The organism is Burkholderia sp. MSMB1588, from assembly GCF_001546925.1.
In the GTDB taxonomy this organism is placed as follows: Bacteria; Pseudomonadota; Gammaproteobacteria; order Burkholderiales; family Burkholderiaceae; genus Burkholderia; species Burkholderia humptydooensis.
Genome location: NZ_LNJS01000001.1, coordinates 200,583 through 221,811 on the forward strand (window position 1 = coordinate 200,583; position 21,229 = coordinate 221,811).

Below are 21,229 nucleotides of genomic sequence, written 5' to 3' on the forward strand. Positions count from 1 at the left end.
TCGCGAGGGTTTTGTTGTTTACCGCTTCTCGTTCTTCGCGTTCGCCCGCGAGAGCGCCGCGACGTTCGGACCATGCGGCGGGCCCGGTTACGCGCGAATCCCGAGGCGCGCCTTCGCGTCGTCGTATTCGCGCTTGAGGCGCGCGACGAGCTCCGCGACGCACGGAACGTCGTCCATCAGCCCGACGCCCTGGCCCGCGCCCCAGATGTCCTTCCACGCCTTCGCCTTGTCGCCGCCGAAGTTCATCTTCGTCTTGTCGGATTCGGGCAGCGCGTCCGGATCGAGCCCCGCGTTCACGATGCTCTCGCGGATGTAGTTGCCGTGCACGCCGGTGAAGAGATTCGTGTAGATGATGTCGGCCGATTTCGCGTCGAGGATCGCGCGCTTGTACGCGTCCACCGCGTGCGCTTCCTGTGTCGCGATGAAGCGCGTGCCCATGTACGCGAGATCGGCGCCCATCGCCTGCGCGGCGAGGATCGAGCCGCCGTTCGCGATCGAGCCGGACAGCACGATCGGGCCGTCGAAGATCTTGCGCGCTTCGCCGGCGAGCGCGAACGGCGAGGTCGTGCCCGCGTGGCCGCCCGCGCCGGCGGCCACGAGGATGAGGCCGTCGACGCCCGCTTCGAGCGCCTTCTGCGCGTGCCGCAGGTTGATCACGTCGTGCAGCACGATGCCGCCGTAGCTATGCACCGCGTCGACGATCTCGCGCGCCGGCGCGCGCAGGCTCGTGATGAAGATCGGCACCTTGTGCTCGACGCACACGCGGATGTCGTGCTCGAGCCGCACGTTCGACTGATGGACGATCTGGTTCACGGCGATCGGCCCGATCACGGCGTCCGGGTTCGCGGCCTTGTGCTCGGCGAGCTGCGCCTGGATCTGCGTGAGCCATTCGTCGAGCAATTCGGCCGGGCGCGCGTTGAGCGCGGGAAACGAGCCGACGATGCCCGCCTTGCATTGCGCGAGCACGAGTTCCGGATAGCTGACGATGAACATCGGCGACGCGATGACGGGCAGCGCGAGGTTTTGCAGGACGGCGGGCAGGGCCATGCGGTGTCTCCTGAATCGTCGCCGCGAGCGCGGCGGATGCATGAAATTCGTCGCGTCGCGCCGCCCTTGCGGACGCGCGTCGCGCGCTGTCGATATGTTATGGGAGTGTCGTGCCGACTGCGCGCCCGCGATGAATTAATACGAACGGTCGTGCCATTATAGACGCGCTTCGACGAACGCGCCGCCGCACGGCTGTCGAATGAGTGCTCTGTTTCTACGCTTTGCGCGGGGGCGGCTGCGATGGCGAGTCGATCGCGCTCCTACAATAACGAGCACAACAATCCGAGAGAACAAGACCATGCCGTTTGAGGAGTTCGCGCCGTTTCGCGTCACGGCGCAAGACGTCGACATCTTCGGCGTCAAAGGAGGCGCGGGACCGCCGCTTCTGTTGCTGCACGGGCACCCGCAAACGTACATGATCTGGCATCGCGTCGCCGCGACGCTCGCCAGACATTTCACGGTGATCGCCACCGATCTGCGTGGCTACGGCGCATCGGGCAAGCCGCCGAGCGATGCGCGGCATGAGCCGTATTCGAAGCGCGCGATGGCGGCCGACCAGGTCGCCGTGATGCGCCACTTCGGCTTTTCGCGCTTCTACGTGTGCGCGCACGATCGTGGCGCGCGCGTCGCGCACCGGATGGCGCTCGATCATCCGGACGCGGTCGAGCGGATGCTGCTTCTCGATATCGCGCCGACCCTCGCGATGTACGAGCGCACCGATCGCGCATTCGCGACCGCGTACTTCCACTGGTTCTTCCTGATCCAGCCCGAGCCGTTGCCCGAGACGCTGATCGGCGGCCATTCGGACGCGTACGTCGAGGCGGTGATGGGCAATCGCTCGGCGGGGCTCGCGCCGTTTTCGACGGAGGCATTGCACGCGTATCGCGACGCGCTGCGGCAGCCGGGCGCGGTGCATGCGATGTGCGAGGACTATCGCGCGTCGGCGACGATCGATCTCGATCACGATCGCGCGGATCTCGAGCGCGGGCACAAGCTCGCGTGCCCGTTGCGCGTGCTGTGGGGCGAGCAAGGCGTCGTCGCGCGCTGCTTCGAGCCGCTCGACGAATGGCGGCGCGTCGCGCGCGACGTGAGCGGCCGCGCGCTCGCATGCGGGCATTACATTCCGGAAGAGGCGCCCGTCGCGCTGATCGACGAGATCGTCTCGTTCTTCGAGGCGCGCGAGGCGGCGTGACGCCGACGCCGCGCAGGCGGCGGCGATCGACGGCGCGACGCGCGCGCGTCAATCTTCTTCGGGCGCAAGCGGCGGCAATCGCCGCGCGACGGGCGTCGACTTGACGATCGACGTGCTCGTTTCCGCACGCTCGGTCACTTTCGCGAGTATCCCGTCGAGCTGTTCGATCGAGCGCAGATAAAGCCGGCAGACGAAGCAGTCGTCGCCCGTCACCTTGTCGCATTCGACGAATTCCGGAATCCGCCGCAGCAACTCCTCGACGAGATGCAACTGGCCGGGCAGCGGCTTCACGCGCACGATTGCCTGCAGCGTGTAGCCGAGCGCGCGCGGATCGAGCTCGACCGTGAAGCGCGCGATCACGCCCTGCGCTTCGAGCCGGCGCAGCCGGTCGGCCGTGCTCGGCGCGGACAGCCCGACGCGCCGCGCGAGCTCGCTGACGGGCTGGCGCGCGTCGTCGGCGAGCGTGCGCAGCAGTTCGCGGTCGATCGCATCGAGCGCGCCCGCCACGGGTGGCGGTGTGGAAAGGCGTTTTTGCATGGCAACCTTCTTTTCAAAGGTGGAAAGACGCTTTGTGCTCAGTTTATCGATGGAGATGCCCGAATCAAGTCCCTAGAATCGAAGTCAGGCTTTCTTCTCGCGAGAACTCACATGGCTTCGATCCTGGCTTCGCATGACACGCGCCGCGGCGCGCTCGAAATGGTGGTCGCGATGCTGATGTCCGGCACGATCGGCTGGCTCGTCGTGTCGTCGCGGCAGCATCTGATGAATGTCGTATTTTTCCGCTGCCTGTTCGGCGGCGCGACGATGCTGATCATTTGCGCGGCGCTCGGCTTGCTGCGCCGCGATCTGCTGACGAAGCGCACGGCCGCGCTCGCGCTGATCGGCAGCATCGCGATCGTCGCGAACTGGGCGCTGCTGTTCGCCGCGTATTCGCGCGCGTCGATCTCGATGGCGACGGCCGTCTACAACACGCAGCCGTTCATGCTCGTCGCGCTCGGCGCGATCGTGTTCCGCGAGCGGCTCACCGCGTCGGCCGTCGCCTGGCTCGTGCTGGCGTTCGGCGGGCTCGCGCTCGTCGTGCGCGTCGAGCCCGCGGTGCTCGCGGTGCCCGGCGAGTATCTCGAGGGCGTCGCGCTCGCGCTCGGCGCGGCGTTCCTGTACGCGGTGTCGTCGATCGTCACGAAGCGGTTGAAGGGCACGCCGCCGCATCTGCTCGCGCTGTTCCAGACGGGCGTCGGCGTGCTCGCGCTCGCGCCGTTCGTCCACTACGACGCGCTGCCCGCGACGGCGGGGCAGTGGCTCGACCTCGTCGTGCTCGGCGTCGTCAACACGGGGATCATGTACGTGCTGCTGTACGGCGCGATCCAGAAGCTGCCGACCGCGACGATCGGCGCGCTGTCGTTCGTCTATCCGGTCGTCGCGATCGTCGTCGACCGGATCGCGTTCGGACAGGCGCTCGCGTGGAGCCAGGTGTTCGGCGCGGCGCTGATCCTGCTCGCAGCGGCGGGCGTGAACCTCGGATGGCGGATCGCGCCGGCGCGAAGCGTCGCGGCGCGCGGCTGAACGCGCCGCGCGAATGCGAATGTGAGCGCGAGCGCGCGCTGCGACATTCCGACACGCGCAAGAAAGTTGTAGGGAAACTCCTGATGCGGTGCAGCGAGGGCGCTCGTATGATGCGCAGTGACGTTGATCACGTCCACAGAATTCTCATTCGATACGCCGTTCGCCTGTCAGGTCGGACGGTTTTTTTTTGCGTGCGCGGCACGCGCTCGATGCGCACCGCTTATGTGGCCCGTCGTGCGGCGATGCGCGCGAGCACGGTGCGCTTCGCGTCGTCGTCGAGCTTGCGCCAGCCGGCGATCTCGTCGCGCGTGCGGCGGCAGCCCTCGCACCAGCCGGTCCCCGCATCGATCCGGCAGACGTTCGTGCATGGTGACGGCACGCCCGCATTCGGCACTGCGTGTTGCGCAGCGGCGCTTGCCGCCGTGGCGTTGGCGCTTGCGTCCGTGCGCGCGGTGGCCGGCGCATGCGTCGCCGCATCGAGGGCGGGCGCCGCGCCCGGCGCGCACTCGGCGGGCGTCGCGCCGTGCGTTTCCATTAGGTCGCCGCTCATGCGTCGCTGCGTTGCGCGACGTCGGCGACCGGCGCGCCAGTCAGCGACACGAGCTCCTGCGGCGACAGGTTGAATACCGCGTGCGGGTGGCCCGCCGCCGCCCACAGGCTGTCGAGTTCGAGCAAGTCGCGATCGATCAGCATGACGGGCTCGACGAGATGGCCGATCGGGCACACGCCGCCGATCGCGTAGCCGGTGTTGTCGCGCACGAACTTTGCGTCCGCGCGGCCGACTTCGCCGACCTGCGCGGCGACTTTCTTTTCGTCGACGCGGTTCGCGCCGCTCGCGACGACGAGCACCGGCGCGCCGTCGGCGCGGCGCCGGAACAGGATCGACTTCGCGATCTGCGCGACCGAGCAGCCGAGGCCCGCGGCGGCTTCGGCCGACGTCTTGCCGGTTTCCTCGAGCATCACGATGCCCTTCGCATGGCCGCGCTCGCGCAGCAGCAACGCGACGCGGCGGGCGGAATCGGGAAGCTTGTCGATGGGGGCGGGGGTAGCCATGAGTGCGCTTCGCATCCTCGTGGAGTGGGGTGAATGGGCGCCCGCGCGCGTCACGCGCAGGCGGGCGGCTCGGTGGCCGCGCGCTGCTTCGCGAGCAGCGCGCGGCCCGCGCGCGACACGTTCGCGCGGCCGATCGCATTCGAGATGAAATCGCCGGCGGCGACGACCTGATCGAGGTCGACGCCCGTGTCGATGTTCAGCCCGCGCATCATGTACAGCACGTCTTCCGTCGCCACGTTGCCCGTCGCGCCCTTCGCGTACGGGCAGCCGCCGAGGCCCGCGACCGACGCGTGGAAGATCGCGATGCCTTCGAGGAGCGCCGCGTAGATGTTCGCGAGCGCCTGCCCGTAGGTATCGTGGAAGTGGCCCGACAGCCGCTCGCGCGGAAACGCCTTCGCGACCGCGTCGAGCACCGCGCGCGTGCGGCCCGGCGTGCCGACGCCGATCGTGTCGGCGATGTCGATCTCGTCGCAGCCGAGCGCGGCAAGACGCTCGACGACATCGACGACCGCCTCGATCGGCACGTCGCCCTGATACGGGCAGCCGAGCGCGCACGACACGCTCGCGCGCAGCCGCACGCCCGCGTCCTGTGCCGCGCGCGCGACGGGTTCGAAGCGCGCGATGCTCTCGGCGATGCTGCAGTTGATGTTGCGCTGGGAGAACGCTTCGCTCGCCGCGCCGAAAATCACGACTTCGTCGGCGCGCGAGGCGAGCGCGTTCTCGACGCCCTTCAGGTTCGGCGTGAGCGCCGAGTAGATCGTGCCCGCGCGGCGCTCGATGCCGGCCATCACGTCAGCGCCGTCGGCCATCTGCGGCACCCATTTCGGCGACACGAACGACGCCGCCTCGACGTTGCGAAACCCGGCGCGCGACAGCCGGTTCACGAGTTCGATCTTCACGCCGGTCGGCACGAACGCCTGCTCGTTCTGCAGCCCGTCGCGCGGGCCGACTTCGACGATCTTCACGGATTGGGGGAGCGTCATCCGAGTCTCCTGATTCCTGTCTTCTGATGAATGTGGGGCATGCGGTTGTCCGGCGCGCGTTGGCGGGCCGCGATCAGTAGCCGCGATCGCGGTCGACGACGCCGCCGATCGGCTCACCGCGTTCGAGCGCGCCGATCTTCGCGGCGATCTGCTCGACCGCCTCCGCGCGCAGCGTATCGGCCGAGCAGTGCGGCGTGATCGCGATTCGCGGCTCGCGCCAGAACGGGTGCTCGGCCGGCAGCGGCTCGGTTGCGAACACGTCGAGCGTCGCGGCGGCAAGGCGGCCGCTCGCGAGCGCGTCGAGCAGATCCGCTTCGACGAGATGCGCGCCGCGTGCAAGGTTCACGAGATACGCGCCGTGCGCGAGCTTCGAGAACGTGCGCGCGTTCAGGATGCCATCGGTGCTCGCCGTGCTCGGCAGCAGGTTCACGAGCAGCTTCACGCCGCACAGGAATGCGTCGAGCTGCGCGGCGCCCGCGAACGTCGCGATGCCGTCGAGCGTCTTTGGCGCGCGGCTGTAGCCGCGCACCGGCAGCCCGAGCGCGGCGAGCGCGCGCGCGACTTCGGCGCCGAGCGCGCCGAGCCCGAGCACGCCGACGACGAAGGTCTCGCGCGAATGCGGCTCGAGCACCTGCCAGCGGCGCTCGCGCTGCAGCAGCGCGTATTCGTCGAAGCGGCGCAGATAGCGCAGCGCCGCGTGCGTCGCGTATTCGACCATCTGCCGCGCCATCCCGGCGTCCTCGAGGCGCACGAGCGGCACGCTGCGCGGCAGCAGGCCCGGATGCGCGCGCTCGAGCGAGAGTATCGCGTCGACGCCCGCGCCGAGGTTGAACACCGCCTTCAGACCGGCGCGCGGCGCGAAGAACTCGCGCGGCGCGCGCCAGACGAGCGCGTAATCGGCGCTCGCGTTGTCGCCCGGCGCCCAGGCGCGCAACTGCGCGCCGGGCAGCGCGCGCTCGATGTCGCGCTTCCAGTCCTGCGCGTCCCGATGCGGCGTGTAGAGCAGAATGCGCATGCGTCTACTTCGCGAACAGTTGGCCGATGTCGGCGAACGCCTTGAATTCCAGCGCGTTGCCGCACGGATCGACGAAGAACATCGTCGCCTGTTCGCCGGCTTCGCCCTTGAAGCGGATGTGCGGCTCGATCACGAAACGCGTGCCGGCTGCCTTCAGCCTGTCGGCGAGCGCGTGCCATTCGTCCATCGACAGCACGACGCCGAAATGGCGCACCGGCACGTCGTCGCCGTCGACCGGGCTGACGGCCGAGCGGCCCGTCTCGTCAGGCGCGAGATGCGCGACGAGCTGATGTCCGAAGAAATCGAAATCGACCCAGCGATCGGAGCTGCGGCCTTCCGGGCAGCCGAGCAGGCCGCCGTAGAAGCGGCGCGCGTGCTCGAGGCTCGTGACCGGAAATGCGAGATGAAACGGGCGCAACGCGCCGCGCGGCGTGGCGGACATGCATCGTCTCCTGAAGGGAAGCCCTCATTCTACGGTTTTGCCGTGCGTTGCGTCGCAAAGCGGGGAAATGCAAAGCACAAAAAATTGGTTCGCCGCGCGCGGCGCGCACGCGACAATCGGCGCAGGCTCCTAGCTTCGCGAGGGACACATGCGCTCATGCAGCAAATCGACGTGGCCGCCGCGGCTCGTCACGGTGCCAGGCCTGCACGGCAGCGAAGGCGCGCACTGGCAGACCTGGCTCGAGAGACAGTTCGCGCGCGCGCTGCGCGTCGAGCAGGACGACTGGGACGCGCCGCATGTCGAGCGCTGGGCGCGGAAGGTGGGCGATCTGCTCGCGCGCGAGCGCGGGCCGTTCGTGCTCGCCGCGCACAGCTTCGGCTGCCTCGCGACCGCTCATGCGCTGGCGCGGCACGCATCGGCGGCGGATGCGCGAGGAGCGGACGTCGTCGGCGTGCTGTTCGTCGCGCCGGCGAATCCGCGCAAGTTCGCGTTCGCGGGCGATTTCGACGCGCGGCGCCTCACCGTGCCGTCGATCGTGGTCGGCAGCGAAAGCGACCCGTGGATGACGCTTGCCGACGCGCGCGAGTTCGCGCACCGGCTCGGCAGCGCGTTCGTCAATCTCGGCGACGCGGGGCACATCAACGCCGCGGCGGGCTACGGTCCGTGGCCGCGCGCGAAATACTTCGTCGACACGCTCGTGCACTGCGCGGCACCGCTCAGGTTTCGCGACGACGATGCGCCGGCGTTCGGCTCACTCGTGCCGGAGCGGCTCGTGACGGCGGCCTGAGGCATTCTTGAGGCATGCTTGATGCCGCTTGATGCTGTTTTCCCGCTATTTGTCCGGATGTGCAGCGCCGAATGTCTCGCCGAACGTGTTTTCGACCGCATCGAAACGGACCGGGTACGCCCGACCGAATCGACTGAACGAATCAACAGGACGACGGCATCCGCCCACGCATGCCGTCGCCCGGCTTCCGAATCGTCAGTTCGTGACGGGGGCGACCGCGGCCGGATCGGAATAGCTCGACTTGCCGTTCTCGACGTGCCCCGCGAAGCGGCGCGTGAACTTGCCGTTCGCGCCGTCCGATACCGTCACGTCATACCAGTGATGGCTCGATGCGAGCGCCCATTGCTCGACCCGCTCGTCGCCGCCGTGCAGCGTGATCTGGCGCGGCGACGCGCCATACGCGTTGTCGGCGAGAGTCAGTTGCACGCTCTGCCCGCCGTGATTCGTGAGCTTCAGATACAGGTTGCCGTTCGCGACGTCGTAGCCCGCCTTCACTTCCGGATGCGCAGCCGCATGCCTGCCGTGGCCCTCGGCGGCGGCGACGCCTTCGAAGCGGCGCACGAAGCCGTTTGGACCATGCACGGCGAACGCATACGCGCCGTTCGTCGCGGCGAGATCGAACTCGTCGTGCAGCGAGCGGTGCGCGCCGACCGTGTAGCGCCACGGGCCGTCGCTGCGATTCATTGCATATACATAGAAGTGCGCGCCTTGCTCGCCGCGATTCGCGAACTCGATCCGCAGGCGCGCGCCGCCGTGCACCGATGCGTTCACGTGCAGCTCGTAAGGCAGCGCGCGCGCCGGGCGCACGCCGGGCTCCTGCGGATCGACGGGGCTCGGCGCGGCGGGCACGGTCGGCGCGGGCTTCGTCGAGCAGAGTTGATCGGCGATCGACCGATAGTTGCTCGTATCGGGCAGCGTCGGCAGCGTCGCGTCGGGCGTGCGGAAATCGAATGCCGACGTCAGATCGCCGCACACCGCGCGGCGCCACGGCGTGATGTTCGGCTCGTCGATGCCGAAGCGCGCGGCGATGAAGCGGATCACCGACGTATGGTCGAACACCTGCGAGCACACGAAGCCGCCCTTCGTCCACGGCGACACGACCGTCATCGGCACGCGCGGGCCGAGGCCGTACGGCAGGCCGTCGGCCGTGTAGCTGCCGCCGCGCCCAGGGTTCACGACGTCGTGGATCTCGCCGTCGACGGTGACGGTCGACAGGCCCTGCGCGCGCGTCGTCGCCGGCTGCGGCGGCACGACGTGATCGAAGAAGCCGTCGTTCTCGTCGTACATGATGAAGAGCACGGTCTTGCGCCACACGTCGGGGTTTGACGTCAGCGCGTCGAGGATCTGTGACGTGTAGTTCGCGCCGTATGCGGGCGTGTATTTCGGATGCTCGGAGAACGCGGCGGGCGGCAGCAGCCACGACACCTGCGGCAGCTTGTTCGCGAGCACGTCGGCTTTCAGATCGTCGAGCGTGCGCGCCGTCTGCGCGCGCTGATACAGCGACGAGCCCGGCTTCGCGTTGATGAAGTTCGCGAAGTTCTGCAGGATGTTCGTCCCGTAGTTGCCGTTCAGCGGATCGGCGCCCGTCGTGCCCTGCTGATAGATCTGCCACGAGATGCCGCTCGCCTCGAGGCGCTCGGGGTACGTCGTCCACGTGAGCAAATCGTATTTTGGCGGCACGTCGCCGTCGACATAATCGCTGTTGTCGAGAAGCGGGCCGCCGTACTTGCCGGTCGGGTCGACGGTGCCCGTCATCAGGTACGAGCGGTTCGGATGCGTCGGGCCGGGCAGCGAGCAGAAGTAGTTGTCGCAGACGGTGAAGGCGTCGGCGAGCGCGTAGTGGAACGGGATGTCCTCGCGCACGTGATAGCCCATCGTCATGTCGGTCTTGTTCGCGGGCCACCGGTCATAGCGGCCGCCGTCGATCGCCGCGTGCGTCTTGTACCACGAGTGATCGAGGTCGCCGATGCATTGCGCGCTCGTCGTCAGCGTGTTCAGGCGAAACGGCAGCACCGGCTTGCCCGGGTCCGCCTTCGACGGCTGATACCAGACGGGCTTGCCGTTCGGCAGCGGAATCGGGAGGCGATCGTTGTAGCCGCGCACGCCGCGCAGGTGTCCGAAGTAATGGTCGAACGAGCGGTTCTCCTGCATGAACACGACGATGTGCTCGACATCGCGGATCGTGCCCGTGCGCGACGCGGCGGGAATCGCGAGCGCGCGGCGGATCGATTCGGGAAACACGGTGAGCGCGGCGGCGGCGCTCGCGGATTGCGCAACGGCATGCAGGAAACGGCGGCGGCTTTCTGACGTCATGTTTTCACCTTTGGCTCTGCGGGGAAGAGGGCGCGGCAAAAAGCGATCAGCCAGGATTCGATGCGGGTTGCGCGGATGCCGCCGTCGCGCCGGATGCGTCGTCGGCGCTGTCTTCGGGCGGGTAGTGGATCACGGGCGTCGCTAGCGGCGCGCTCGCGCCCGCGGGCGCATTGCCGGCCGCCGTCGCGCCGCCGTTGAACGCGTTCGCGGCGCCGCCTTGCAGCGACGCGGGCGACGTGTCGGCGTTCGCGTTCGCGCGGGCTTGGGACGTATCGTCGCTGCACGCGGCGGCGAGCGGCGCGACGCAGAGTGCTGCAACGACGGCGGCGAGACGCTGGCGCATCGGGGGTGTCTCCTGAGGGATCGCGGGTGCTGAACATCCGCTAGTATGAGGAAACGATGCGTCGGTTACGTGAACCGTTTGCGACGGCCATATTATGACGAATCGCTTTCGATTTGCTGGCGGCCGCCGGTCACGGACATGCCGGTCACGGACGTGCCGGTCACGGACGTGCGGCGAGGCGGCTTGCGGCGCGCCTCGTCGCGCAGCCAGCCGAGCCATGCGGCGATCGCGCGCGCTTTCGGATGCCCGGGCCGCCAGACCACATAGTGCGCGTGGACGTCGGCGAGGCTCACCTTCGACACCCGCACGAGCGCGCCCGACGCAAGCTCCGGCGCGATCAGCGAGCGGCGCGCGAGCGCGACGCCGCGCCCTTTCAGCACGGCTTCGATCAGCGATTCGACATCGTTGAACCGCGGCGCGCGGCGCGGTTCGACGAGATCGACGCGCGCCGCCTGGAACCAGGGCTCCCACGGCTGCGCGGGGTGTCGCAGGAGCGTCGAGCGCGCGAGGTCGGCGGCCTCGCGCGGCGCGACGCCATCGCGGTTGCGATACGCGGGGCTCGCGACCGGAAACAGCGTCTCGTTCATCAGCTTTTCCGCGACCACGCCGGGCCACGCGCCGGGGCCGTAGCGCAACGCGACGTCGATGCGGCTGCCTTTGTCGAGCGGCGCGAGTGCGATGTCCGGATGGAGCACGACGTCGATCGCAGGATGCGCGGCGCGAAAGCGCGGCAGGCGCGGCTCGAGCCAGCGCGTCGCGACGCTCGGCAGCACGCTCACGTGCAGCGTCGTGTTCGATGCGCGGGCGGCGCGCACCGCCTTCGTCGCGTCGAACGCGCGCGCGAGCACGCTCAAGCCCTGCCGCACTTGCAGCGCGAGCGCATGCGCGGCTTGCGTCGGCACTGCGCCGTTGCGCTCGCGCGTGAAGAGCGGGCGGCCGAGTTGCGCTTCGAGCGCGCGCACGTGCTGGCTGACCGCGCCTTGCGTGAGCGCGAGCTCGTCGGCCGCGCGCGTGAAGCTTTGCAGCCGCACCGCAGCCTCGAATGCGCGCAGCGTCTGCAACGGTGGAATGCGGGATCGTGTCATTCGCGTATTAGTAACACTAATGCCCGAGCACGACAATTTATCGTTTGTCGCGAGCGCATCCGGTTCCTACACTCGCCGCCATCGCCATTCATGTCGGCAAAGGAGGCCTCGCAATCATGAGCAGTTATCGACTCTACTATTCGCCGGGCGCGTGCTCGCTCGCCGCGCACATCGCGCTCGAGGAAACCGGTGCGCCGTTCGATGCCGAGCCAGTGCGCCTGTCGCATCGCGAGCATCTCGGCGAGCGCTATCTCGCGATCAATCCGAAGGCGCGCGTGCCCGCGCTCGCGATTTCCGGCGAAGCGCGCGTGCTGACCGAGACGCCCGCGATCCTCACCTATCTCGCGCGCCGGCATCCGGACGCCGCGCTGCTGCCGATCGACGATCCGCTGCGCGAGGCGCGTTGCCATGAATGGCTCGCGTGGCTCGTCGGCTGGGTGCACGGCGTCGGTTACGGCGCGCTGTGGCGGCCGGGGCGGTTCGCCGGCGACGAATCGATTCATCCGGCGATCTCCGCGCACGCAAGGCGCGTGATCGACGAAGCGAACGGCGCGATAGACGCGGCGCTGCGCGACGGGCGGCAATGGGCGGAGCCGGGCGGGTATTCGATCGTCGATCCGTTCCTGCTCGTGCTGTATCGGTGGGGGGGCGCGATCGGGCTCGACATGGGTCGACGCGATGCGTGGGGCGAGCATGCGGCGCGCGTCTCTGCGCGCGATGCGGCGAAGCGGGCGCTCGCGACGGAGGGGCTGTAGCGACGCAAGGGCGCGTATGCGCCGCCGAGCCTTCACACCGGCACTTCCGACGTCAGCTTCACCTTCTGCAGCGGAATCTCGGTCTTCACGCTCTGCACGCCCCTGATTCGCGTCAGGTGCTGCATCTGGAATTGCCGGTAGTCGTCGATGTCGGCCGCGACGACGCGCAGCAGGAAATCGCAGTCGCCCGCCATCAGGTGGCACTCGACGACCTGCGGCAACTGCTGGACCGCCTCGGCGAAGTGATCGACGGTGTCCGCGTCCTGCTCCTTGAGCCAGACGCGCGTGAACACGGTCAATCCGCGGCCGACCATCGCGGGATTGAGCACCGCGACGTACCGTTCGATCACGCCGGCTTCCTCGAGCAGCCGCACGCGCCTCAGGCACGGCGAAGGCGACAGGCCGATCTCTTTCGCGAGTTCGACGTTCTGCAGCCGGCCGTCGCGTTGCAGCGCCTGCAGGATGCGCCGATCGATGGTGTCGAGCTTCATTGAAATTCCATTCCAGAAAAATACCGAAAATCAGCGGTCAATCCCAATTTGGCATCAGCATATAGCAACAACGCAACCCGATTCCATCGATTTTGGCAGACAATATTGCCCCGAAGGAGGTTTAATGAACAGTCTGCCAACATCCACCCTCGTTTCCGAGGAATCCCCTGCAAGATCCGAAGCCTGGCGCGGCCTGCGCGCATCGCTGCCCGTGATGCTCGGCTTCGTTCCGTTCGCGCTCGTGCTCGGTGCGCAGGCGGCGCAAAAGGGCTTCAGCGTCGTCGAAGTGCCGCTTCTGACCGGCCTGAATTTCGGCGGCGGCTCCGAATTCACCGCGATCCGGCTATGGACGTCGCCGCCGCACATCCTGCTCATCGTCGCGATGTCGTTTCTCGTCAACTGCCGGCACATCCTGATGGGCGCGGCGTTCGCGCCGTATCTGCGGCATCTGTCGCGCAAGCAGACCTTCCCGGCGCTCTTCTTCATGTGTGACGAAAGCTGGGCGATGGCGCTCGCCGACGCGCGGCGCGAGGGACGCGGGCGCGTCAGCCTGCCGTACTATCTCGGCGTGTCGGCCGGGCTGTATCTCACCTGGATCTCGTGCACCGCGCTCGGCGCGGCGCTGGGGCCGACGATCGGCGACGTCGAGCAATACGGCTTCGACATGGCGTTCACCGCGGTCTTCCTCGTGCTGCTGCGGGGCATGTGGAAAGGCGCGCGCGCGAGCCGCCCGTGGCTCGTCAGCCTCGTCGTCGCGGCGGCAACCTACCTGCTCGTGCCGGGCGCGTGGTACGTCGCGGCGGGCGCGCTCGCCGGCCTCGTCGCGGCCGTCGCCTGCGGAGAGCCGGCATGATCGACATCCCGACGCTGCTGACGATCGTGCTGATGGCCTCGTCCACCTACCTGAGCCGGATTCTCGGCTACGTCGTGCTGCGCAATCGCACGCTGAGCCCGCGCATGATGTCGGTGATGGAGAACGTGCCGGGATGCGTGCTGGTATCGGTGATCGCGCCGGCGTTCGTGTCGGACAAGCCGGCCAATCTGCTCGCGCTCGCGATCACGCTGCTCGCCGCGACCCGCCTGTCGATCCTGCCGACTGTGATCATCGGCATCGTGTCGACCGGCGTGTTGCGCCATCTGCTCGGTCAATGACGAACATGGACGACCAACCGCACGCCGCCGAAGATCGCCGGATCGATACCGGGCGCGGACGCCTGTTCGCGCGATGCTGGCCCGCGCCGCATCGCGCGGGCGCGCCGGACGATACGCCGCCCATCGTGCTGCTGCACGATTCGCTCGGCTGCATTCGTCTGTGGCGAACGTTTCCGCAGACGCTGGCCGCATGCGCGGGGCGGCGCGTGATCGCTTACGATCGCCTCGGCTTCGGTCAGTCGGATGCGCGCACGGATACGCTCGACGCCGGCTTCGTGCGCGACGAGGCGCGACGTTTTTTCCCGATGCTGCGCGATGCGCTCGGCTTCGATCGTTTCGTCGCGTTCGGTCATAGCGTCGGCGGCGGGATGGCCGTGCATTGCGCGGCCGCGTTCCCGTCGGCGTGCGAAGCGCTGATCACCGAATCCGCGCAGGCGTTCGTCGAAGACCGCACGCGCGCCGGCATCGTCGACGCGCGCGAGCAGTTCGAGCGGCGCGACGCGTTCGAGCGGCTGCGCGCGCATCACGGCGACAAGGCGCGCTGGGTGCTCGATGCATGGATCGGCACGTGGCTGTCGCCGGAATTTGCCGACTGGTCGCTCGGCGATGTGTTGCCGCAGGTGATGTGCCCGACGCTCGCGATTCACGGCAGCGACGACGAATACGGCTCGACGCTGCATCCGGAGACGATCGCGCGCTCGGTCGGCGGGCCTTCGCAGATCGAAATCGCGCCCGGCGTGCGGCACGTGCCGCATCGCGAGCGCGAGCAGTGGGTGGCGGAGCGCGTTGCGGCGTTTCTTCGTGACGCGCGTTGCGGCGGTTCAGACTCGGCCGGGTGATGTCGGCGGCGCGCCCCCGTTCGCTCAAACGCCAGCCATTTCGCTTTGCCGCAGCGCTTCCCAATGCGCGACCAGCCGCGATGCGAGCGCGTCGCTCGCCGGCAGGAACGGCAGCCGCAGCGCGTTGTCGCACCAGCCCTGCGCGGCGAGCAGCGCCTTCACGGGCGCGGGATTCGGCTCCGCGAACAGATCGGCGACGAGCGGCTGCAACGCGGCCGCGATCCGCCGCGCGTCGTCGAGCCGGCCTTCCCGCAGCAATGCGTGCGCGCGCACGTGCCATGCGGGCAGCACGTGCGCGGCGCTCGCGATCACGCCGTGCGCGCCCGCGCACAGCGCCGCGAAATTCTGGTTGTCATCGCCGGAGAGGATGCGCAGCGGCGTTTCGTGCACGAGGCGCAGCATTCGCTCCATCGTCCCGCCGCATTCCTTCACGCCGACGACGCGCGCATCGCGCGACAGCGCCTTCAGCGTATCGAGCTCGACGTTCACGCCGGTGCGGTACGGGATGTTGTAGACGAGCACGGGCAGATCGGCCGCTTCGACGATCGCTTCGATGTGCCGCTGCACGCCCGCCTGCGTCGGTCGAACGTAGACGGGCGGCGTGACGAGCAGCCCGTCCGGGCGCAGCGCCGCGAGCGAGCGCGCGCGTTCGGCCGCCGCGTGCGTCGCGACCGCGGTCACGCCGAGCACGACCGGCAGCGCCGGGGCGGCGTCGCGCAGCGTCGCGAAAATCGCTTCCTGCTCGCCCGCGTTCAGGAGCGCGCCTTCGCCCGTCGTCGCGCCGGCGACGAAGCCCGCGATTCCTTCGTCCGCATAGTGCCGCGCAAGGCGCGCGAGCGCCGAATGGTCGATTTCGCCGGCGTGGAACGGCGTGATGATCGGAAGCCAGATACCTTCGAAACGTGATTGCATGTGCATCCTCTAGGTGAAACGGGTGGAGGGGAGCCGTCCCGCCGGCCGGCGCCGGATCGAGGTATGCGAATGGTGCGTGAACACGCGGGCATCCCGTCCGGCGATCGCCTGACGGGATGCGACGTCCCCGTCAGTCGGAGAGTCGTTTTTTGAGGTTCAGCCCGGCCATGCGCGCGTGCGCCGCAAGCGCGGCGGATGGCGACAGCGAACGCGAGTGAAATGCGGCGGACATGGCTGAACGAAAAGTGGGCTGAGCGGCGATCTTAGCACCAATGCGTTGGCGATGGCGAGCGGCTGCGACACGGCGGCGCATGTTTTGTGCGGCGGTTCGCGCGCCGGGCCGCATGAATGGCCGGGGCGCGTGCCGGAACACGCATGCCGAACGCGCGAGCCGCGCGGCGTCGCGCTGGACACCCCCTGCGTAGCAACGGCCGCATCGTGCCTCGCACCGCGTCGAGATGCTCGATCGCCGGCATCGCGACTGGCATCACGCCGTGCGCGCCGGTCGCCAATGGCACGGCTATTGCGACGTCGTCTCCGAGCCGTCGCTTCCGATTCGACGAACACGTTCATTCGGGCGTATCGCGGCTCACGGCTACATCAATCACTGGAGACGAAAACATGGAAGGGCTTTCGCAAGTCCAGGTGCCGGGCATCGACGCAGGCGGCACGATGACCGACACCTTCTTCGTGCGCGCGGACGGCCGCTTCGTCGTCGGCAAGGCGCAAAGCAATCCCGAAGACGAATCGCTCGCGATCCTCAACTCGTCGCAGGATGCGCTCGCCCACTGGCGGCGGGACGTCGACGACGTGTATCCGGAGCTGCTCACCTGCGTATACTCGGGCACGGCGATGCTCAACCGCGTCGTGTAGCGCAAGGGGCTCGACGTCGGCCTGCTCGTGAACAAGGGTTTCGAGCACATCCATTCGATGGGCCGCGCGATCCAGAGCTATCTCGGCTACGCGCTCGAAGAGCGGATCCACCTGAACACGCATCGCTACGACGAGCCGCTCGTGCCGCTGTCGCGCACGCGCGGCGTCACCGAGCGCACCGACGTGCAGGGCGACATCGTGATTCCGCTGCGCGAGGACGAGGTGCGGCACGCAACGCGCGAACTCGTCGCGGCGGGCGCGAAGGCGATCGTGATCTGCCTGCTGCAATCGCACAAGAATCTGACAAAGACGGCAAACCAGCTCGGCATCGCGAAAAGCACGCTGTACGAGAAGATTCGCGAGTACGGTCTGCTCGGGGCGGTGAGCGATACGCGTCGGCGTGGGGGGCATTGACGCGGGCGGCAAGACGCTCTACATGCGCCTGCGGGCGACGCCATCGCAATGCCCCGAGAATATATCGGCGGCGTGCACAATGTCCTCATCGTCCTTCGCATCTCTTCGCGCCGGATCGGCTCGCGCCGCGCCGATCGCCGCTAAAATCGTCGCTTGCGAAAACCTGACGAATCACGTCGAACCACCAGCGGAGCATCAACGATGAAGCACAACAAGGGAATCGGCCGCCGGCTCGCCGCCGGCGTCGCCGCAGCGCTGCTCGCGGCGGCCGCGCATGCGGATACGTCGCTGCTGAACGTGTCCTACGACGTCACGCGCGAGCTGTACAAGGACATCAACGCGAGCTTCGTCGCCGCGTACAAGCAGAAGACGGGCGAGACGGTGTCGGTGCGGCAGTCGCACGGCGCGTCGAGCGCGCAGGCGCTGTCGGTGCTGCAGGGGCTGCAGGCCGACGTCGTGACGATGAATCAGCCCAACGACATCGATCTGCTCGCCGAGCGCGGCCAGTTGCTGCCGAAGGACTGGCGCGCGCGCCTGCCGGACAACAGCTCGCCGTACTCGACGACGATGGTGTTCCTCGTGCGCCACGGCAATCCGAAGCAGATCAAGGACTGGAGCGATCTCGCGAAGCCCGGCGTGCAGGTGATCATCGCGAATCCGAAGACGTCGGGCAACGGCCGCTACGCGTATCTCGCCGCGTGGGGTTATCAGAAGCTGAAGGGTGCGACCGATCAGCAGGCGCTCGACTTCGAGAAGGCGATCTTCCGCAACGTGCCGGTGCTCGATTCCGGCGGCCGGGGAGCAACGACGACGTTTACGCAGCGCGGCATCGGCGACGTGCTCGTCACGTTCGAAAACGAAGTCGCGCTGATCGACACGGGCGCGGCGGGCGCGAGCTTCGACGCCGTCTATCCATCGGCGAGCATTCTCGCGGAGCCGCCCGTGGCGATCGTCGACAAGGTCGTCGACAAGAAGGGCACGCGCCGCGCGGCGCAGGCGTACCTCGACTATCTGTACTCGCCCGCCGCGCAGGAGATCGTCGCGCAGCACCATCTGCGCCCGCGCGACCCGAACGTGCTGAAGAAGCACGCGAGCGAGTTCAAGCCGCTCAGGACGTTCAGCGTCGAGCAGATCTTCGGCAGTTGGGCGAACGCGCAGAAGACGCATTTCGCCGACGGCGGCACGTTCGACAAGATCATCGTCGACCGCAAGTAAGCGCATCGGCCGGCCGGCGATTCGCGCGGGCTGTCGCCGCTTCGTCATTCGCCGTCCGGATGACGATTGCATCATCCCTTCGGAAATTCACGGGCGTATCCGATGGAATCGGAATACGCCCGTTTTGTTTCCTTTCTCCGGTTCGAATGCCGGATTATTTCGCGCATTTCGGTATTCCCGGCGCGGATTCAGTCACCGCCCGGCCGCATGCCTGTCGCAATCCGCCTGATTCGTTGTGTCCGCAACGAACGTTCGCAAGCCGAGACGCCTTTGAGGCGGCTTGTGTACGCGCAGGGCCTCGCAAACCGCGCGTGATTGCTTTCGGCAGAGAGGCAAACGCGGCCGCATTCATCGATTGACGATCGATTGAAGAATGGTGGGCTTCCACGGTTGACGCGCCATTTTTTCATTATTACGATGCGCCGAAATTGAATAAATCAATTGAGACTTTATCGAGGAAGATATTGCGCCGCAATATCTTACGTCTTTGAAATAAATAGAAAGCGAAAATGAAAAAAACGATGCATGGAGGGTATGCCAGCCCGGCGCGATCGCGTGGCCGGATGTCGGCGGCGGTGGCCGCTGCCGCGGCGATGCTGCTCGCGCTCGGCGGGTGTGGCGACGATCTGCAGAGCACCACGACGCCCGCGCAGCTCAATCAACCGTACACGGACACGACCGCGTACTCGCCGAAGGCGGGCGACGGGTTGCCGGCGTCGCAGGTATCGGAGCGCGCGGCGGTGATGAGCCACCAGTGGTCGGCGAACGGCGCGCCGCTCGACTACCTGACGACGACCGGGCATCTGACGGCCTACGATCCGAACGGCAACGCGCAGGCGACGATGTCGTACGTCGCGTACACGGTGCCGAGCCGCGACGGCTCGCCGCGGCCCGTCACGTTCTTCTACAACGGCGGCCCGGGCTCGTCGTCGGTGTGGCTGCGCCTCGGCTCGTTCGCGCCGACGCGCGTCGCGACGCCCGATCCGCTGATGACGAACTGGCCGAACTATCCGCTCATCGACAACCCGGAAAGCCTGATCGCAACCACCGACATGGTGTTCATCGATCCGCCGGGCACGGGCCTTTCGGAGGCGATCCAGCCGAACACGAACCAGACGTTCTGGGGCGCGGACGCCGACGTGAAGGTGATGCGCGACTTCATTCGCCGCTATCTGTCGGTCAACGGCCGCGGCGGCTCGCCGATCTATCTGTACGGCGAATCGTACGGCACGCCGCGCACGGACATGCTCGCGCTCGCGCTCGAATCGGCCGGCGTGCCGCTCGCGGGCATCGTGCTGCAGTCGTCGATCCTGAACTACATGGCGGCCACGGGCGATCAGGCGGCCGGCACCTTCCCGTCGTATGCGCAGGTGGCCGCGTACTTCAACCAGGTGTCGCCGTCGCCGACGAATCTCGGCGCGTACGCGCAGCGCATCGAGGATTTCGTGACCGCGCAATACGCGCCGATCGTGCATTACGCAACGGCGTCGTCGCCGATTTCGCCCGATGCCGGCACGCTCTCCGCATGGTCGACGCAAACGAGCATGACGACCGCGTCGATCAGCGCGTACTTCCAGTATTTCTATGACACGGAACCGTCGCCCGGCCAGACGACGCTCGTGCCCGGCTACACGATCGGCCGCTACGACGGCCGCGTGTCGCTGCCGAACAGCGATCCGCGCCTCGCGAGCGACGACGATCCGTCCGACATCCTGATCTCGAAGCCGTTCACGACCGCGCTCGCCTCGCAGATGCCGAACTACCTCGGCTACACCGCGCCGAACGCGACATATCAGACGCTGAATCCCGACATCATCGGCGTGTGGAACTTCAGCCACGCGGGGCAGCCGTATCCGGACACGATCCCGGACCTGCTCGCCGCGCTGCAACTGAATCCGAAGCTGAAGGTGCTCGCGTCGAACGGCTATCATGATCTCGCGACGCCGTATTTCGAGACGGAGAAGGAGCTCGCGCGGCTGCAGACGGTGTCCGGTCTTGCGCCGAATCTGCAGGTGACGTTCTATCAGGGCGGCCACATGATTTATCTCGACGACGTTGCGAGGCCGCAGATGCAGGCGGATCTCGTCGCGTTCTACCAGAACCGGCCGGCGGCGAATGCATTGACGCTCGCGGCGCTGCCGTCGCCGTGGCCCGACGAGAGCCCGGCGAACACGCCGACGGCGAAGATCGCGCGAGCCGCCGCGGCCCGCTGAGATTGCGGCCCGCTTCGTTGAACCCCTGATATTGCGAGTCCAGTCATGTTCCAGATTCTCCCGTTGCGGCGCATCCTTCCGGCGGTCGCATTCGCGTTCGCCGCCGCGTGTTCGATCGGCGCGTCCGCCGAAACCTTGCAGGCCGTTTCGTCCGTCGCGCCGTTGCACGGCGGCGTCGACGGCCCGTTCTTTCCGAAGGCAGCGTCGGCCGTGCCGGCGTCGGCTTCGGCGACGACGGGCGCGCAGTTGCAGCAGCAGGCGCAGAGCCGGCTCGCCGCGAGCCTCGGCGCGAGCGGCGTGCTTCGCAACGGCGCGGCGGTCACGAAGGCGCAGGCGCAGGCGAGCGGCCTCGGCTACGTCGCGCAGCATTTCGACGAGATCGACGCCGCGCACACCGGCAAGGTCACGCTCAAGCAGGTCCAGCAGTTCATCGAGCAGCAGCGTCAGTGACGCGTTGACGGGCGGCGCGGCGCGCCCGGCCCGCCGAAGGCCGGGTGTGCCGCCGCTCGCGGATCGCGCGAAATCCGGCCGCGCGACGAACG

The 21,229-nt window shown here is 67.9% G+C and carries 22 protein-coding genes and 1 pseudogene; 11 read left to right on the plus strand and 12 right to left on the minus strand.

Annotated features, from left to right (window positions below; all coding sequences use genetic code 11):
* Positions 1 to 87: 87 nt before the first annotated feature.
* The gene (locus WS92_RS12700) at positions 88 to 1,047 is read right to left on the minus strand and encodes an NAD(P)H-dependent flavin oxidoreductase (RefSeq protein WP_059930514.1); all 960 of its coding nucleotides are present in this window, start codon (positions 1,045 to 1,047) and stop codon (positions 88 to 90) included.
* A 298-nt stretch (positions 1,048 to 1,345) separates the two neighbouring features.
* On the opposite strand from WS92_RS12700, the gene WS92_RS12705 reads away from it, so the two are divergent.
* Entirely contained in the window at positions 1,346 to 2,239 is an 894-nt protein-coding gene (locus WS92_RS12705; RefSeq protein ID WP_059930512.1) for an alpha/beta fold hydrolase, read from the plus strand.
* A 48-nt stretch (positions 2,240 to 2,287) separates the two neighbouring features.
* Here the strand turns inward: WS92_RS12705 and WS92_RS12710 are convergent, their stop codons facing one another.
* The gene (locus WS92_RS12710) at positions 2,288 to 2,776 is read right to left on the minus strand and encodes an Lrp/AsnC family transcriptional regulator (RefSeq protein ID WP_015602269.1); all 489 of its coding nucleotides are present in this window, start codon (positions 2,774 to 2,776) and stop codon (positions 2,288 to 2,290) included.
* Between the two features lie 111 nt (positions 2,777 to 2,887).
* Here WS92_RS12710 and WS92_RS12715 point away from each other — a divergent pair, with 111 nt between their 5' ends.
* Positions 2,888 to 3,802, plus strand: coding sequence for a DMT family transporter (locus tag WS92_RS12715; protein WP_082743596.1), 915 nt, complete (start codon positions 2,888 to 2,890; stop codon positions 3,800 to 3,802).
* A 220-nt stretch (positions 3,803 to 4,022) separates the two neighbouring features.
* On the opposite strand, the gene WS92_RS12720 is transcribed toward WS92_RS12715, so the two are convergent.
* From WS92_RS12720 to WS92_RS12740, 5 genes are all read right to left on the minus strand, one after another.
* Complete coding sequence (locus WS92_RS12720) at positions 4,023 to 4,352, minus strand: DUF1289 domain-containing protein (protein WP_059930509.1); 330 nt, start codon at positions 4,350 to 4,352, stop codon at positions 4,023 to 4,025.
* Positions 4,349 to 4,855 (minus strand): YbaK/EbsC family protein, encoded by a 507-nt coding sequence (locus WS92_RS12725; RefSeq protein WP_006024302.1) that lies wholly within the window; start codon positions 4,853 to 4,855, stop codon positions 4,349 to 4,351. The genes WS92_RS12720 and WS92_RS12725 overlap by 4 nt, the downstream gene beginning before the upstream one ends.
* A 50-nt stretch (positions 4,856 to 4,905) precedes the next feature.
* Positions 4,906 to 5,838, minus strand: a complete 933-nt coding sequence (locus tag WS92_RS12730) for a hydroxymethylglutaryl-CoA lyase (protein ID WP_009911100.1) — start codon at positions 5,836 to 5,838, stop codon at positions 4,906 to 4,908.
* A 73-nt stretch (positions 5,839 to 5,911) separates the two neighbouring features.
* A complete protein-coding gene (locus WS92_RS12735; RefSeq protein ID WP_059930507.1) occupies positions 5,912 to 6,853 on the minus strand; it encodes a 2-hydroxyacid dehydrogenase in 942 nt (313 codons plus the stop codon).
* A gap of 4 nt (positions 6,854 to 6,857) precedes the next feature.
* Entirely contained in the window at positions 6,858 to 7,295 is a 438-nt protein-coding gene (locus WS92_RS12740) for a VOC family protein (protein WP_006024305.1), read from the minus strand.
* A 148-nt stretch (positions 7,296 to 7,443) separates the two neighbouring features.
* On the opposite strand from WS92_RS12740, the gene WS92_RS12745 reads away from it, so the two are divergent.
* A complete protein-coding gene (locus WS92_RS12745; RefSeq protein ID WP_059930505.1) occupies positions 7,444 to 8,082 on the plus strand; it encodes an RBBP9/YdeN family alpha/beta hydrolase in 639 nt (212 codons plus the stop codon).
* Positions 8,083 to 8,277: 195 nt separating this feature from the next.
* Here WS92_RS12745 and WS92_RS12750 read toward each other — a convergent pair whose 3' ends face one another.
* From WS92_RS12750 to WS92_RS12760, 3 genes are all read right to left on the minus strand, one after another.
* Entirely contained in the window at positions 8,278 to 10,395 is a 2,118-nt protein-coding gene (locus tag WS92_RS12750; protein ID WP_059930503.1) for a phosphocholine-specific phospholipase C, read from the minus strand.
* 46 nt (positions 10,396 to 10,441) lie between these two features.
* The gene (locus tag WS92_RS12755) at positions 10,442 to 10,738 is read right to left on the minus strand and encodes a hypothetical protein (protein ID WP_059930501.1); all 297 of its coding nucleotides are present in this window, start codon (positions 10,736 to 10,738) and stop codon (positions 10,442 to 10,444) included.
* 92 nt (positions 10,739 to 10,830) lie between these two features.
* Positions 10,831 to 11,823, minus strand: coding sequence for a LysR substrate-binding domain-containing protein (locus tag WS92_RS12760; protein ID WP_059930499.1), 993 nt, complete (start codon positions 11,821 to 11,823; stop codon positions 10,831 to 10,833).
* Between the two features lie 116 nt (positions 11,824 to 11,939).
* Here WS92_RS12760 and WS92_RS12765 point away from each other — a divergent pair, with 116 nt between their 5' ends.
* The gene (locus WS92_RS12765; protein ID WP_015600822.1) at positions 11,940 to 12,578 is read left to right on the plus strand and encodes a glutathione S-transferase N-terminal domain-containing protein; all 639 of its coding nucleotides are present in this window, start codon (positions 11,940 to 11,942) and stop codon (positions 12,576 to 12,578) included.
* Between the two features lie 32 nt (positions 12,579 to 12,610).
* On the opposite strand, the gene WS92_RS12770 is transcribed toward WS92_RS12765, so the two are convergent.
* A complete protein-coding gene (locus tag WS92_RS12770; protein ID WP_006024311.1) occupies positions 12,611 to 13,069 on the minus strand; it encodes an Lrp/AsnC family transcriptional regulator in 459 nt (152 codons plus the stop codon).
* Positions 13,070 to 13,193: 124 nt separating this feature from the next.
* Here WS92_RS12770 and WS92_RS12775 point away from each other — a divergent pair, with 124 nt between their 5' ends.
* From WS92_RS12775 to WS92_RS12785, 3 genes are read left to right on the plus strand one after another with little or no spacing between them, the layout of a single operon-like run.
* Positions 13,194 to 13,922 carry an AzlC family ABC transporter permease gene (locus WS92_RS12775; RefSeq protein WP_059930497.1) on the plus strand — a complete coding sequence of 243 codons (729 nt, stop codon included), beginning with the start codon at positions 13,194 to 13,196 and terminating at the stop codon, positions 13,920 to 13,922.
* Positions 13,919 to 14,221 (plus strand): AzlD family protein, encoded by a 303-nt coding sequence (locus WS92_RS12780; RefSeq protein WP_015601653.1) that lies wholly within the window; start codon positions 13,919 to 13,921, stop codon positions 14,219 to 14,221. Before WS92_RS12775 ends, WS92_RS12780 begins: the two co-directional genes overlap by 4 nt.
* On the plus strand, positions 14,218 to 15,060 hold the full coding sequence (locus WS92_RS12785; RefSeq protein ID WP_015601966.1) for an alpha/beta fold hydrolase: 843 nt from the start codon (positions 14,218 to 14,220) through the stop codon (positions 15,058 to 15,060). The genes WS92_RS12780 and WS92_RS12785 overlap by 4 nt, the downstream gene beginning before the upstream one ends.
* Positions 15,061 to 15,084: 24 nt before the next feature.
* Here the strand turns inward: WS92_RS12785 and dapA are convergent, their stop codons facing one another.
* Entirely contained in the window at positions 15,085 to 15,972 is an 888-nt protein-coding gene (gene dapA / locus WS92_RS12790) for a 4-hydroxy-tetrahydrodipicolinate synthase (RefSeq protein WP_171845218.1), read from the minus strand.
* Between the two features lie 621 nt (positions 15,973 to 16,593).
* Here dapA and WS92_RS32020 point away from each other — a divergent pair.
* The 4 genes and pseudogenes from WS92_RS32020 to WS92_RS12815 all read left to right on the plus strand — a co-directional run bounded on the left by WS92_RS32020 (position 16,594) and on the right by WS92_RS12815 (position 21,137).
* Positions 16,594 to 17,259: pseudogene (locus WS92_RS32020) on the plus strand (hydantoinase/oxoprolinase N-terminal domain-containing protein).
* Between the two features lie 201 nt (positions 17,260 to 17,460).
* Complete coding sequence (locus tag WS92_RS12805; RefSeq protein ID WP_059930491.1) at positions 17,461 to 18,474, plus strand: sulfate ABC transporter substrate-binding protein; 1,014 nt, start codon at positions 17,461 to 17,463, stop codon at positions 18,472 to 18,474.
* Between the two features lie 509 nt (positions 18,475 to 18,983).
* Positions 18,984 to 20,687, plus strand: coding sequence for a S10 family serine carboxypeptidase-like protein (locus WS92_RS12810; protein ID WP_059930489.1), 1,704 nt, complete (start codon positions 18,984 to 18,986; stop codon positions 20,685 to 20,687).
* Positions 20,688 to 20,732: 45 nt separating this feature from the next.
* A complete protein-coding gene (locus WS92_RS12815) occupies positions 20,733 to 21,137 on the plus strand; it encodes a hypothetical protein (RefSeq protein ID WP_059930487.1) in 405 nt (134 codons plus the stop codon).
* Positions 21,138 to 21,229: the final 92 nt, after the last annotated feature.